At 63.4% G+C, this 13,395-nt stretch carries 14 protein-coding genes; 6 read left to right on the top strand and 8 right to left on the bottom strand.

The annotated features are described in order from the left end of the window. Nucleotides 1–67 precede the first annotated feature (67 nt). Nucleotides 68–2,758 carry an aconitate hydratase AcnA gene (gene acnA / locus AC0L16_RS19565; RefSeq protein WP_473622646.1) on the bottom strand — a complete coding sequence of 897 codons (2,691 nt, stop codon included), beginning with the start codon at nt 2,756–2,758 and terminating at the stop codon, nt 68–70. A 285-nt stretch (nt 2,759–3,043) separates the two neighbouring features. Here acnA and ccmA point away from each other — a divergent pair, with 285 nt between their 5' ends. The 5 genes from ccmA (at nt 3,044) to AC0L16_RS19540 (ending at nt 5,577) form a co-directional block, all read left to right on the top strand. Next, nucleotides 3,044–3,646: a heme ABC exporter ATP-binding protein CcmA gene (gene ccmA, locus AC0L16_RS19560; RefSeq protein ID WP_473622645.1), complete on the top strand. Its 603-nt coding sequence runs from the start codon at nt 3,044–3,046 to the stop codon at nt 3,644–3,646. 37 nt (nt 3,647–3,683) lie between these two features. Then, complete coding sequence (gene ccmB, locus AC0L16_RS19555) at nt 3,684–4,349, top strand: heme exporter protein CcmB (RefSeq protein ID WP_023803343.1); 666 nt, start codon at nt 3,684–3,686, stop codon at nt 4,347–4,349. Continuing rightward, complete coding sequence (locus AC0L16_RS19550; RefSeq protein ID WP_473622643.1) at nt 4,349–4,726, top strand: Imm50 family immunity protein; 378 nt, start codon at nt 4,349–4,351, stop codon at nt 4,724–4,726. The genes ccmB and AC0L16_RS19550 overlap by 1 nt, the downstream gene beginning before the upstream one ends. Before the next feature lie 108 nt (nt 4,727–4,834). Beyond that, the gene (ccmD, locus tag AC0L16_RS19545; RefSeq protein ID WP_473622642.1) at nt 4,835–5,002 is read left to right on the top strand and encodes a heme exporter protein CcmD; all 168 of its coding nucleotides are present in this window, start codon (nt 4,835–4,837) and stop codon (nt 5,000–5,002) included. Further along, nucleotides 4,999–5,577, top strand: coding sequence for a DsbE family thiol:disulfide interchange protein (locus AC0L16_RS19540; RefSeq protein WP_473622640.1), 579 nt, complete (start codon nt 4,999–5,001; stop codon nt 5,575–5,577). Before ccmD ends, AC0L16_RS19540 begins: the two co-directional genes overlap by 4 nt. 66 nt (nt 5,578–5,643) lie before the next feature. On the opposite strand, the gene AC0L16_RS19535 is transcribed toward AC0L16_RS19540, so the two are convergent. Then, on the bottom strand, nt 5,644–5,811 hold the full coding sequence (locus AC0L16_RS19535; protein WP_077380926.1) for a hypothetical protein: 168 nt from the start codon (nt 5,809–5,811) through the stop codon (nt 5,644–5,646). A 299-nt stretch (nt 5,812–6,110) separates the two neighbouring features. Here AC0L16_RS19535 and AC0L16_RS19530 point away from each other — a divergent pair, with 299 nt between their 5' ends. Then, nucleotides 6,111–7,028 (top strand): SMP-30/gluconolactonase/LRE family protein, encoded by a 918-nt coding sequence (locus AC0L16_RS19530; RefSeq protein ID WP_473622639.1) that lies wholly within the window; start codon nt 6,111–6,113, stop codon nt 7,026–7,028. A gap of 225 nt (nt 7,029–7,253) precedes the next feature. Here AC0L16_RS19530 and AC0L16_RS19525 read toward each other — a convergent pair whose 3' ends face one another. The 6 genes from AC0L16_RS19525 to dapF all read right to left on the bottom strand — a co-directional run bounded on the left by AC0L16_RS19525 (nt 7,254) and on the right by dapF (nt 13,279). Continuing rightward, entirely contained in the window at nt 7,254–7,787 is a 534-nt protein-coding gene (locus AC0L16_RS19525) for an NADPH-dependent FMN reductase (protein WP_473622714.1), read from the bottom strand. Nucleotides 7,788–7,827: 40 nt separating this feature from the next. Beyond that, on the bottom strand, nt 7,828–8,448 hold the full coding sequence (locus AC0L16_RS19520) for a pyridoxamine 5'-phosphate oxidase family protein (RefSeq protein WP_473622638.1): 621 nt from the start codon (nt 8,446–8,448) through the stop codon (nt 7,828–7,830). 16 nt (nt 8,449–8,464) lie between these two features. Beyond that, nucleotides 8,465–9,139 (bottom strand): septation protein A, encoded by a 675-nt coding sequence (locus AC0L16_RS19515; protein WP_473622636.1) that lies wholly within the window; start codon nt 9,137–9,139, stop codon nt 8,465–8,467. 62 nt (nt 9,140–9,201) lie between these two features. Continuing rightward, nucleotides 9,202–11,028: a signal recognition particle-docking protein FtsY gene (gene ftsY / locus AC0L16_RS19510; protein WP_473622635.1), complete on the bottom strand. Its 1,827-nt coding sequence runs from the start codon at nt 11,026–11,028 to the stop codon at nt 9,202–9,204. Nucleotides 11,029–11,039: 11 nt separating this feature from the next. Continuing rightward, nucleotides 11,040–12,395 (bottom strand): tRNA (N(6)-L-threonylcarbamoyladenosine(37)-C(2))-methylthiotransferase MtaB, encoded by a 1,356-nt coding sequence (gene mtaB, locus AC0L16_RS19505; protein WP_473622633.1) that lies wholly within the window; start codon nt 12,393–12,395, stop codon nt 11,040–11,042. Continuing rightward, nucleotides 12,395–13,279 (bottom strand): diaminopimelate epimerase, encoded by an 885-nt coding sequence (gene dapF / locus AC0L16_RS19500; protein ID WP_473622632.1) that lies wholly within the window; start codon nt 13,277–13,279, stop codon nt 12,395–12,397. The genes mtaB and dapF overlap by 1 nt, the downstream gene beginning before the upstream one ends. Between the last annotated feature and the right edge of the window lie 116 nt (nt 13,280–13,395).

Below are 13,395 nucleotides of genomic sequence, written 5' to 3'. Positions count from 1 at the left end.
AGTAAGGCAGTAAGGCAGTAAGGCAGTAGGTATTGTCTTCCCTACTGCCCTACTCCCCTAATTATTCCTATGCTGCCAGATCGCGCAGCACATATTGCAGGATGCCGCCGTTCTTGAAGTAGTCGAGCTCGTCCAGCGTATCGATGCGGCAGATGATCGGAATGTTCTTCACCGTGCCGTCGCCATAAGTGATCTTCGCGATCATCTTCTGACGCGGCTTGATGGCGCTCAGTCCGTCGATTTCGACCAGTTCGTCGCCCTTGAGGTTGAGCGAGGCCCATGAGGTGCCCTCCTCAAAGACGAACGGGATGACCCCCATGCCGACCAGGTTCGAGCGGTGGATGCGCTCGAAGGACTGAGCGATGACGGCGCGAACACCCAACAGGTTGGTGCCTTTGGCCGCCCAGTCGCGCGACGAGCCGTTGCCGTATTCGACACCGGCGAAGATGACCAGCGGCACGCCTTCCTTCTTGTACTCCATGGCTGCGTCGTAGATCGATTTCTCTTCCTTCGACGGATAGTGGATCGTGTAGCCGCCCTCGCGGCCGTTCTCGCCCAGCATGTGGTTGCGGATGCGGATATTGGCGAAGGTGCCGCGCATCATCACCTCGTGATTGCCGCGCCGCGTGCCGTATTGATTGAAGTCGGCAACGCCGACGCCATGATCGATGAGGTACTTGCCGGCCGGCGAGGCTGCCTTGATCGAGCCGGCCGGTGAGATGTGGTCGGTGGTGATCTTGTCGCCGAACAGGCCGAGCACGCGGGCGCCCTTGATGTCGCCGATTGTGCCGAAGCCTGGTGTCATGCCAGCGAAGTAGGGCGGGTTCTGCACATAGGTCGAATTGTGGTCCCAGGCATAGGTCTGGCCTTCCGGCACCTTGACGTTCTGCCAGTATTCGTCGCCCTTGAAGACGTCGGCATATTTGCGGGCGAACAGTTCGCGCGTCACGTTCTTCTCGATGAACTCCTGGATCTCGACCGAGCTCGGCCAGATGTCCCTGAGGTAGACCGGGTTGCCGTCGCGGTCCTCGCCGAGCGGTTCGGTGGTCAGGTCCTTGGTCACGGTTCCGGCCAGCGCGTGGGCGACGACCAGCGGCGGCGAAGCGAGGTAGTTCGCCTGCACGTCGGGCGAGACGCGGCCTTCGAAATTGCGGTTGCCGGACAAGACCGCGGCAGCGATCAAACCTTTGTCATTGATGGTCCTGGAGATCGGCGCCGGCAACGGGCCGGAATTGCCGATGCAGGTGGTGCAGCCGAAGCCGACCAGATTGAAGCCGATCTGGTCGAGTTCCTTCTGCAGGCCGGATTTCTCCAGATATTCGGCGACGACCTGGCTGCCCGGCGCCAGCGATGTCTTGACCCACGGCTTCTGCTTGAGTCCGAGCCGGTTGGCGTTGCGTGCCAGCAAGCCGGCGCCGATCAGCACGCTCGGGTTCGAGGTGTTGGTGCAGGAGGTGATGGCGGCAATGACGACGTCGCCATGGCCAAGGTCGTAGCCGGTGCTCTCGACGGCATAGCGCTTGTCGATTTCGACCGCCTTCTTGTATTCGGTTTCCATCGCCTTGACAAAGCCGGCCGGAATGCCTTCAAGCGCGACCCGGCCCTCTGGACGCTTGGGGCCGGCCATCGACGGCACGACACTGCCGAGATCGAGCTCGAGCAGGTCGGTGAAGACCGGGTCGGCCGAGTCGGTATCGCGCCACATGCCTTGCGCCTTGGCGTATGCCTCGACCAGCGCGATGCGGTTTTCCTCGCGGCCGGACATGGTGAGGTAGCGGATGGTCTCGCCATCGACCGGAAAGAAGCCGCAGGTGGCGCCATATTCGGGCGCCATGTTGCCGATGGTGGCGCGGTCGGCCAGCGTCATGTTGGACAGACCAGGACCGAAGAATTCGACGAACTTGCCGACGACGCCCTTCTTGCGCAGCATCTGGGTGACGGTGAGCACGAGATCGGTGGCGGTGACGCCTTCCCTGAGCCTGCCGGTGAGCCGGAAGCCGATGACTTCGGGCAACAGCATGGAGACGGGCTGGCCAAGCATCGCGGCCTCGGCCTCGATGCCGCCGACGCCCCAGCCGAGCACGCCAAGGCCGTTGATCATGGTGGTGTGCGAATCGGTGCCGACGCAGGTGTCGGGATAGGCGGTGGTTTCGCCGCCCTCGGTGTTGGTCCACACGACCTGGCCGAGATATTCGAGATTGACCTGGTGGCAGATGCCGGTGCCGGGCGGCACGACGCGGAAATTGCGGAAGGCCTGCTGGCCCCATTTCAGGAATTTGTAGCGTTCTTCGTTGCGCTCGTATTCAAGCTCGACATTCCTGGCGAAAGCCAGCGGCGTGCCGAACTCGTCGACGATGACCGAGTGGTCGATGACCAGGTCGACCGGCACCAGCGGATTGATCTTTTGCGGGTCGCCGCCGAGCGAGGCCATGGCATCGCGCATGGCGGCCAGGTCGACCACGGCCGGAACGCCGGTGAAATCCTGCATCAGCACGCGGGCCGGGCGATAGGCGATCTCGACCCCGGCGGTGCCCCTGTCGGTCAGCCAGCCGGCGACCGCATCGATGCTCTCCTTGGTGACGGAACGGCCGTCCTCGTTGCGCAGCAGGTTCTCCAGCAGCACCTTCATCGAATAGGGCAGCTGGGCGATGCCGGTGAGGCCGTTCTTCTCGGCCTCGACGAGGTCGTAATAAACATAGTCGGTGCCGGCTGCGGTCAGCGTGCGGCGGCAATTGAAACTATCGAGGGATTTTGACACGTGCGATCCGTCCTTGTCTGTTCAGCCTGAAAGGGAACGGACGCCGATGGCATGCAATCACGCGCAAAGGTGCGGGTACGGCCATTTCCGCTGTCCGTTCCCAGCCAACCCGAGCCGTTCAAGGCGGCGCGTGCGCTGGTTCGGCGCTAATTCGCTTCCCGTGCCGACCGCTGGCACGGATGCCCCGCATATAGAGAATTTCCTGGAATAGTTCTAGACAGTCGAACGGCTATTTTGTGCGATGCGGCAGCTGCCGTGCAGCGGCGTTTTCGGGACGGACAAGAAATGCGGCTGATCGCCGAAAATCTGGGCGGCGAACGCGGCGGCGAGGCGGTTTTCTCCGGCCTCAACTTTGCCCTTGGCAAAGGCCAGGCGCTGATCGTCACCGGGCCGAACGGCGCGGGAAAATCGACGCTGCTCAGGGTGGTCGCCGGGTTGCTGCCGGTAGCGGCAGGCCGTTTGCTCATCGAAGGCGGGGCTGAGGATTTTCCGTCGGTCGCCTCAACCTGCCACTATCTCGGCCACCAGAACGCGATGAAGACGGCGCTGAGCGTGGCGGAAAATCTGCGCTTCTGGCGCGATTTTTTGGGCGCGGATTTTTTGAGCGCTGAACAGGCGCTGGCAATGGTCGGGCTTGATGGTATCGGCCATCTGCCGTTCGGTTATCTCTCCACCGGGCAACGCCGCCGCGCGGCGATCGCAAAACTGCTGGTCAGCCGGCGGCCGCTGTGGCTGCTCGACGAGCCTACGGCCGGGCTGGACAAGGCTTCGGAAGAGCGATTCGGCGGACTGATGAGGGAGCATCTTGATGAGGGAGGGGTCATTGTTGCGGCGACGCATCTGCCGCTGGGAATTGAAAGAGCGACAGAATTGAGGATGACTGGTTGATGTCGGCGTTCCCGCCTGGGCAAAGGCATCTCACACCATGCTAGCCCTCTTCCTGCGCGATATCCGCCTGAGCATCCGGGCCGGCGGCGGGGCGCTGACCGGCGTGATCTTCTTTCTCGCGGTGATCGCCACGATCCCCTTCGGCGTCGGGCCGGACCTCAATCTGCTTGCCCGCATCGGCCCGGCGATCCTGTGGATCGGCGCCTTGCTGGCTTGCCTGCTCGGTCTTGACCGATTGTTCCAGGCCGACCGGGAAGACGGCTCGCTCGATCTGCTGGTGCTCGGCGACGACCGGCAGATGCTGGCGCTGACCGTGCTGACGAAATGCCTGGCGCATTGGGCGGGAAGCGTGCTGCCGCTGGTCATCGCCGCACCCTTGCTCGGCCTGTTCATGAATATGGAGCCGATCGGCATCGGCGCCACGGCGCTGACGCTTTTGGTCGGCACGCCGGCGATCACCTTCATCGGCGCTGCCGGTGCGGCGGTGGCGGTGGCGCTGCCGCGCGGCGGGCTGCTGATCTCGGTGCTGGTGTTGCCGCTGACCATTCCCGTGCTGATCTTTGGCGTCTCGGCGAGCTATGGCGCGGTGGCGAACCCCGATCCGTTCCTGCAGCCTTTCCTCATTCTTGCCGCGCTGACCTTGTTTCTTGCCGTGCTGGGGCCGGTTGCGGCAGCATTGGCGCTGCGTCATGGAACAGACTGATGTGGCCGCTACGCATAGAAAATCCGATCTTTCTCCAGACCATCTACGGCCACTATCCGGACCTGTCTTCCGTCGAGATCACCAAGGCCGAAATCAGTCGTGACGGGCCTAGCCTGCACCTACATTTTATATCGACCCATCTTCCCTATCGGCCTCCCGTCAAATGGGGGCCATTCAACGCGGTGCATTTTGAACTCGGGTTCGAAGGTGTCGAGTCAGTCAGCGTTCGCAAGTTCCAGAGTCATGACAGGAGCGCGGTCAGAATGTGGGATGACGCAGGCAAGATTCTGCTCACCTGCGAAGGAGCTGTCAGGCTGTCCCTGACATGCCAGTTCATGCGCATCATTAAGATATCCGGTCTGCTGCAGTCGCGGTGAAATGAACGTCGGATTCCGAGTGACCGCAAATCTGCCGCAGACACCGTTCATTGCGACGAACAGCCAGTGCAGCTATGAACTCCACTGCAGGAAGCCTCGGATCGGGAAATGAGCGTACACGCCCTCTATGTCACGGCTGCCTATGCCATCACGGCCGTGGTGCTGGCCGGGCTGTTCGGCTGGATCCTGCTCGACCAGCGGGCACGCAGACGAGACCTCGCCGAACTGGAAGCATCCGGCGTGCGGCGGCGCTCCGACAAGGCGGGGAAATCATGAGCATGGAGACGGAAACGCCGGCGCGCTCACGCCGCCTGATCGTGCTGTTGCCGCTGCTGATTTTTCTCGGGCTGGCGGGACTGTTCCTGACGCAGCTGCTGTCCGGCCGCGACACTTCGGAAGTGCCATCGGCGCTGATCGGCCTGCCGGCGCCGCAGACCAATCTGCCGGCGCTGGAGGGCATGAATTTGCCGGGGCTCGATTCAAGGCAATTCGCCGGCAAGGTCACGCTGGTCAACGTCTTCGCGTCGTGGTGCGGGCCTTGCCGCGACGAACATCCGCTGCTGCTGGCGCTGTCGCAGGACAAGCGCTTCGTCATCGCCGCGCTCAACTACAAGGACCACCCGGAAAACGCCCGCCGGTTCCTCGGCAATCTCGGCAACCCGTTCCAGGCGATCGGCGTCGACGCGGCAGGGCGCGCGGCGATCGACTGGGGCGTCTACGGAGTGCCGGAAACCTTCGTCGTCGGCAAGGACGGCAAGATCGCCTACAAGCACGTCGGCCCGCTGACGGCGGACTCAGCACAAACGCTGCTTTTACCGGAGATCGAAAAAGCGTTGGCAGCACCCGGCTGATGGCCCCCCGCTGTCAACGTGCGAAATCACGGGCCATCGACCGAAGGTGACAGGTCGACCGAAGATTCAGCCGTAGATCTGCTTGTGGACCTGGTACAGCATTTCGCTGCGGTCGGCGCGCATGTCGGCCAGATCGCGGCTGGAAAACGAGTCGATTTCGGCGATGAGACGGTTGTATTGCCGCCGCTTGGCGATGCTGGTGCGAGCGCGGCTCACGAGGCTGTCGAGAATCATAGCGAGGTTCCTTCTGCGCCGCATTGTTGCGGCAGGTTGTTCCTCCCTGATCGATACGCAGCATGACATAGTTATGGTGCGCTGCAAAAATAAGATGTTGCAATGCACCATTGCACTGAGCGCATAGCCGGTTAACGGCGCATGACCCGTCATTTGGGTTTTGTCATCTGAGCAAGGGGCGGCGTTGCCTCCTCGGGGCCTCAAGATGCGGTGAGACCGATATCAACGATCTTGCCATATCGATCGCCGGCTGGCTTGATCGCGCCGGCACCAACGATTTGCACGACCGGGAGGAAACCATGGCCGCCGAAGACTACGAAATTCTCGATCCACGCTTTGCGCGGCTGTTCAACAGCAACGCGCAGGTGGACAAGCTGTTCACCGGATGCCGGTGGGCCGAAGGGCCGGCCTGGTTTGCGGCCGGCCGTTATGTGGTGTGGTCCGACATCCCCAACAACCGCATGCTGCGTTACGACGAGACTGACGGCAACGTCAGCGTGTTCCGGCAGCCGTCGGGCAATTCCAACGGCAACACCGTCGACCGGCAGGGCCGGCTGGTCACTTGCGAGCATTCGGGCCGCCGCGTCAGCCGCACCGAGCATGACGGCTCGATCACCACCATCGCCGACAAATGGCGCGGCAAACGGCTGAACTCGCCCAACGATGCGGTGGTCAAGTCCGACGGTTCGATCTGGTTCACCGACCCGACCTACGGCATCGATACGGATTATGAGGGCGACAAGGCCGAGAGCGAGATCGGCGCCTGCCATGTCTACCGGGCCGATCCCGGCACCGGTGAGATCGAAGCGGCGATCACCGACATGGTCAGGCCCAACGGGCTTGCCTTCTCGCTCGACGAGAGCAAGCTCTATGTCGTCGATACCGGCCGCACGCATGGCGCGCAGAATCCGGCGCATATGCGGGTGTTCGATGTCGACGAGGCCGGCAACAAGGTTTCTGGCGGAAAGGTCTTCGCCGATTGCACGGCCGGCCTGTTCGATGGCTTTAGGCTCGACGACCAGGGGCGCATCTGGACCAGTGCCGCCAACGGCATCCATTGCTACGATCCCGACGGAACGCTGATCGGAAAGATCAAGGTGCCGGAAGTCGTCGCCAATTGCGTGTTCGGCGGCAACAAGCTGAACTGCCTCTACATCGCCGGCACGACCTCGCTCTACATGGTCCGGCTGATGATCAACGGCGCAAAGACTTTTTGAGCGGCCGTGGGGTTTTCGAAGAGGTCGCTGCGCATGAGTGGTTCGTCGGCGAAACCAATGTCGAGACGTTGAGACGGAAGGCAAGTTTGCGAGAGGCTGCGGGACAGGGCCCCCCTCTGCCCTACCGGGCATCTCCCCCACTTGGGGGGAGATCGGCAGCTTCGTCGCCGGCGCGCGCTTAGCGTTCGCTCCGCCCCGGGATAACGAAAGCACGGTGGCCGCTACTTAGCGCGAGCGGATGAAATCGGCGAAGGCCGAAATGGCGTTGTGCATTGCCAGTTGGCTTGCTGGCTCCGACAGGATTTTGGCCACCTCCGGTGGCTTCTTGCCGAGCAGGGCGACCTCAAGCGCGGTGTCTTCAAAAAGCGCGAAAGACATGGTGCGCATGATCTCGGCCAGAGCCGCGCGGACAAACAGCGAGCGCGGCGAGGCGTGCACCAGCATGGCCGGCTTGGCGACAGCGGCGTCACGCGATACCAGCCAGTCGAGCGCGTTCTTCAGCCCGCCCGGCACACCATGGGCATATTCCGGGCAGGAGACGATGACGCCGTCAGCGGCGGTGACCGCGTCGATCAGCGCGGATGCTTGCGGTGGCGTCCGCTCGCCTTCGTCATCCGGATTGAAAATCGGCAACCGGCCAAGCCCGTCATAGACGGACAGGTGACAGTCCGGCGGCGCGTTTTGCGCGAGCGCCGCGACCAGGGCCGAATTGGTCGAGGCGGCGCGCAGGCTGCCGGAAATGGCGAGGATGTTTAGCAAAGGCTTAGAGGCGGGCTCGGGCGATTCGTTGCCGGGCACACTACCACATGGTGTGTTTGTATTCTTCGTCCAGCCAGCGGTCGGTCGCCTCGGCCGAATCGGCGAGCGCCAACTGATCGCGCAGGATCTGGCCGAGCGTCGGCAGCGTCGCACGGTCGTACCAGGTTTCCGGCTTCCACAGATCGGAGCGCATGAAAGCCTTGGCGCAATGCATGTAGGCGGCCTTGACCGTCACCAGGACAACGCTTTGCGGTTCCTTGCCGTCGACGGCGAGCCGCTCGCGCAAAGCCGCATCAACGGTGATGCGGGCGTCGCCGTTGACGCGCAGCGTCTCGTTCATGCCCGGGATGAGGAAGAGCAGCCCGACCGAAGGGTTGAGAAGAATGTTCTCCAGCGTGTCGAGCCGGTTGTTGCCGGGCCGGTCGGGGATGGCGATGGTCTTGTCGTCGAGCACGGCGGCAAAGCCCGGCCTGTCGCCCTTTGGAGTCACATCGGCATTGCCGGCGCCATCGGAGGAGCCGATCAGCACGAAGGGGCTTTTGCCGATGAAGGAACGGCTGTGGCCATCCAGCGCCCTCAGTTCCTTGCGGATAGAGCCGTCGGTCGGCCGAGGCGTCTTGTAGATCGTTCTCAGCTCTTCGCGCGTGGTGACGAATTCCATGCCCTCTCCTTGCCAGTTACTTGCCGGGCTTCCCTTCTGTCCCGGTCTTGCCTTCAAGCGAATGGCGCATGATCAACGGCATCTGGGTGAAGGTGAAAAGAAGGGTGATCGGCATGATGCCCCAAACCTTGAAGGTAACCCAGGCGTCGGTGGAAAAATTCCGCCAGACCACCTCGTTGACAAGAGCCAGGAACAGGAAAAACAGGCCCCAGCGGAAGGTGAGTTTCTTCCAGCCCTCGGCGTCGAGGCTGAACGCCGAATCGAAGACGTAGCCGAGCAGCGACTTGCTGAAAAACAGGCCGCCGAGCAGCACGCCGCCAAACAGCATGTTGACGATGGTCGGCTTCATCTTGATGAAGATGTCGTCCTGCAGGTAGAGCGTCAGCGCGCCGAAGACGAAGACGACGACGCCCGACACCATCGGCATGATCGGCAAGGTGCGGGTGAGCAGCCAGGACGCGGCCAGCGCGATCGCGGTCGCGGCCATGAACAGGCCGGTGGCGACGAAGATCGGGCCGCCGAATTCGGCCAGCATCGGAAATTTCTGCGACAGCCATGCGCCACGCGCGTTGGCGAAGAAGAACACCATCAACGGGCCGAGCTCCAGTACCAGCTTGAGCAGCGGATTGACGCCTTCCTTCTTCTGTTTCTGCGGGTCGGACGGGTCGCGTTCGAGGATGCGCGGGTTCATAGGCTTTCCTTCTTGCGCATGATCCTGTCCAAAAAGTCTGCAACTTTTTGGGATCAAGCTTGTTATGCCACTCCAGCGATCGCCCTGGCGAACTCGCTTGCGGAGAATGGTTCGAGGTCGTCGACCTGTTCGCCGACACCGATGAAATAAACCGGCAATTTGTGCTTTGCCGCAATCGCCACCAGAATACCGCCGCGTGCCGTGCCGTCCAGCTTGGTCATCACCAGGCCGTTGACGCCGGCGACATTGCGGAAGATCTCGACCTGGTTGAGCGCGTTCTGGCCGGTGGTGGCGTCGACCGTCTGCAGCACGGTGTGCGGCGCCTCCGGATCGAGCTTGCCCAGCACCCGGACGATCTTTTCCAGTTCCGCCATCAGCTCGGTCTTGTTCTGCAGCCGCCCGGCGGTGTCGATGATCAGCACGTCTGAGCCGGCTTGCCTGGCCTGTTCGAAGGCATCGTAGGCAAGACCTGCGGCGTCGGCACCGAGTTTTGAGGCGATGACCGGCGACTTGGTGCGCTCGCCCCAGATCTTCAATTGCTCGATCGCGGCGGCACGGAACGTGTCGCCGGCGGCGAGCATCACCGACAGGCCGCCGTCGGTCAGCTTTGCCGCCAGCTTGCCGATGGTCGTGGTCTTGCCGGTGCCGTTGACGCCGACAACAAGGATGACATGCGGCTTGTGGCTGAGGTCGAGCTCCAGCGGCAAGGCGACATGCGTCAGCACCTTCTCCACCTCGGCCGCCATGATGGCGCGGACTTCCGTCTCGGAGACGTCCTTGCCGTAGCGGCTGGCAGCCAGCGAATCGGTGATGCGCAAAGCCGTCTCCATGCCGAGATCGGCGCGGATCAGCACGTCTTCCAGATCCTGCAGCGTGTCCTCGTCGAGCTTGCGCTTGGTGAAGACGCCGGCGATGTTGCCCGACAGTTCCCGGGAAGAGCGGGCGAGCCCCTCCTTCATGCGCTGGAACCACGAGCGTTTCGGCGCCGGTTCCGGCGCCTTCTGCGGCTCGGCTCTCTGCTCGACCTTCTTGGTGACTGTGACCTTGCCGGGAGCCGGCTTTGGCTCCGGCGGTGGTTGCGGAATAGGCTCGCGCTTTACCTCCGCCTCGATGGGGGAGGTCCCGAGCGAAGCTCGGGGGTGGGGGTGACTGGCGCTGGCGCCGGCGCTGTCACCCCACCCCGCCGCTTCCACCCCCTCACCCTCCCCATCGAGGGGAGGGTGGGGCGCTGGTATGGCTTCAGGTTCGGGCGCGATCTCGGTAAGGATCGGCTTCGCCTCGATCGGCGCCGGCTGGCGAATCGGTGGCGGGATTTCGGCCGCCGGCGCCTCAGGCTCGGGCGCAGTTAAGGGGGCCTCGGCAGGCGGTGCGGCATCTTGCGCAGGTCCGTGCTGCCCCTCACCCTTATCCTCTCCCCGTGAAGGACGGGGAGAGGGGGGCGTCAGCGTCGGAGCTTCTCCTTTGCCGCTTTCAAAAGGAGGCTCGGCGGGACGATCAGCACCCTTCTCCCCGTCCCTATACGGGGAGAAGGTGCCGGCAGGCGGATGGGCAGCGCCAGCCTCTGATGATGGAAGCTGAGTGGACGCTTCGACGGGCGCAGGTTCCGGCTGGATGTCTGGCTCGGGCGGAATGCTCGGAGCGGGTTCGGCCTCTTCAACAGGCGTCGGTTGCGGCGCGGAAGGTATCTCTGGTTCGACCGGCGGTGCGGCTTCTGCTTCGGGCCGAGGCTCTTCGCGTTTCAAAAATTCCGGAGCGGCTTGCTCGGCCGCCGGTTTCAGCGCCTCGAGCGCGTCCCATTTGATCGGCGGCAGCGGTGCGGTCTCGTCGATCCGCTCCTCGACCACCTCCTTCTTGCCGAACGAAAATATCTTCTTGAAAAAACCAGCCATGTCCTTGCGTCTCAGGCGGCGCGGGCGGCAAGCGGCGCCGCGATCAGCCGCGAGCCGTCATCGCCGGCGATATCGGCCTCGACGATTTCGCCCGGCGCGCTCCCGGAGATCGCGGCAAGCGTAAACCCTTCGGTGCGACCGAGCCCGTCGCGCTCGACCAGGATCGACTGGCGTGTTCCGGCGAGCGAGGAAAGGTGGCTGCGATAGGCGGCGTCACCGGCGGCGCGCAGCCGTGCCGCACGCTGCTTGACCAGTTCGCGGCGAAGTTGCGGCATGCGCGCGGCGGGGGTGCCTTCGCGCGGCGAAAACGGAAAGACGTGGAGATGCGTCAGGCCGCATTCCTCGACGATCTCCAGCGATTTTTCGAACATGGCGTCCGTCTCGGTCGGGAAGCCGGCGATGATGTCGGCGCCGAAGACGATGCCGGGACGCAGTTTGCGCAAATCCTGGCAAAAACGGATCGACTGATCCCGGTTGTGCCGGCGCTTCATCCGCTTCAGGATCATGTCGTCACCGGACTGCAGCGACAGATGCAGATGCGGCATCAGCCGAGGCTCGGTGGCGATGGCTTCGAGCAGGTCGTCGTCAGCCTCGATCGAATCGATCGAGGAAAGGCGCAGGCGTTTCACGTCAGGCACCTGCTTGAGGATTGTCTTGACCAATTTGCCGAGTTTTGGGCTGCCCGGCAGGTCGGCGCCGAAACTGGTCATGTCGACGCCGGTCAGCACGATCTCGGCATAGCCATTGCCGCTCAGCCGCTTGACCTGCTCGACCACGGCGCCCATCGGCACCGAGCGTGAATTGCCGCGGCCATACGGGATGATGCAGAAGGTGCAGCGGTGGTCGCAGCCGTTCTGAACCTGGACGAACGCCCGCGCCCGGCCTTCGATGGCGTCGACCATGTGGCCGGCCGTCTCGCGTACCGAAAAGATATCGTTGACGCGAGCCTTCTCGGTGTCGTTGACGCCGAAATCCGGCAGCGCGCGATAGGACTGCGCCTTCAGCTTTTCCTCATTGCCGAGGACGAGATCGACCTCGTCCATGGCGACGAAATTCTGCGGCTCGGTCTGCGCGGCGCAGCCGGTGACGATGATGCGGGCCTGCGGGTTCTCGCGGCGGGCCTTGCGGATCGACTGTTTGGCCTGGCGCACCGCCTCGCCGGTGACGGCGCAGGTGTTGAAGATGATGGCGCCGCCTTCCAGCGCGCCAAGGCCGGCGCTTTCCGCCTCTCGTCGCATCACCTCGGATTCATAGGTGTTCAGCCGGCAGCCGAAGGTGACGACGTCAACACCTTTGGGAAGACCGGGGCCCTTGGAGAAAACGGGATCCCCGGAAAGAGCGGGACCCTTCTTGGCAAGAGGAGCCATCAGGCGGCGCTTTCGGTGTCGCGAGCCCATACGCCGGTCGCCGGGTCGAAGCTGCCGGAAAATTCCCATTCGGCGGCACCGGTGAGGATGACGTGGTCGTCGCCGCTCCACTCGACATGCAAGGCGCCGCCTCCGGGCGTCACCAGGGAGACGCTGCGTCCGGTCCGCCTGGTGCGCGCCGCAGCAACGACGGCGGCACAAGCCGCCGTGCCGCAGGCCTTGGTCAGGCCGGCGCCGCGCTCCCAGGTGCGGATGACCATCGTCTCGGGAGAGGTCACCCGCGCAATGGTGATGTTGGCGCGTTCGGGGAAGATCGGGTGGTTTTCGAGCAGCGGACCGAAGCGGTCGAGCTCATAGGACCAGACGTCGCGGTCGACCCAGAAGATGGCGTGCGGATTGCCCATCGACACGACCGAGGGTGAGTGCAGCACCGGCGCGTCGATCGGGCCGACCTGCAGCTCGATCATGCGGGTATCACGGAATTCCTCGGCGAGCGGAATATCCTGCCAGCCAAAACGCGGCTTGCCCATGTCGACCGAGATCAGCCCGTCGGCATGTTCTTCAGCGTTGAGGATACCGGCGACTGTCTCGAAGGCGAATGTCTTCTGGCCGGTCTCGGCGGCAAGTGCCTGCACCACGCAACGCATGCCGTTGCCGCAGGCCTGCGCGCCGGTTCCGTCGGAGTTCAGGATGTCGATGAAAAAGGCGGTGCCCGGCGTTCTGGCGTCGTGGATCGCCATGATCTGATCGAATTTCGTCGCGGCGTCGGCATTGAGCGCAAGGGCGGCAGCCGCCATCACCCGATCGGCGCGACCGCGCATGTCGGCAACGATGATCTCGTTGCCGATGCCGTTCATCTTGGCGAAGGGGGCGGTGCTTGCCATGGATCGAAAGGTCTCATGCCGGTTTGGCGCCTATATGGCGGATAGTGGCCGGAATTACCAGTGCGAGACGCCAGCGCGCCGTGCGTCGACTTGGACGCACAAGATACGCTCTGACA

The organism is Mesorhizobium sp. WSM4848 (assembly GCF_055811375.1).
This window is presented reverse-complemented; position numbering and strand designations above follow the sequence as displayed.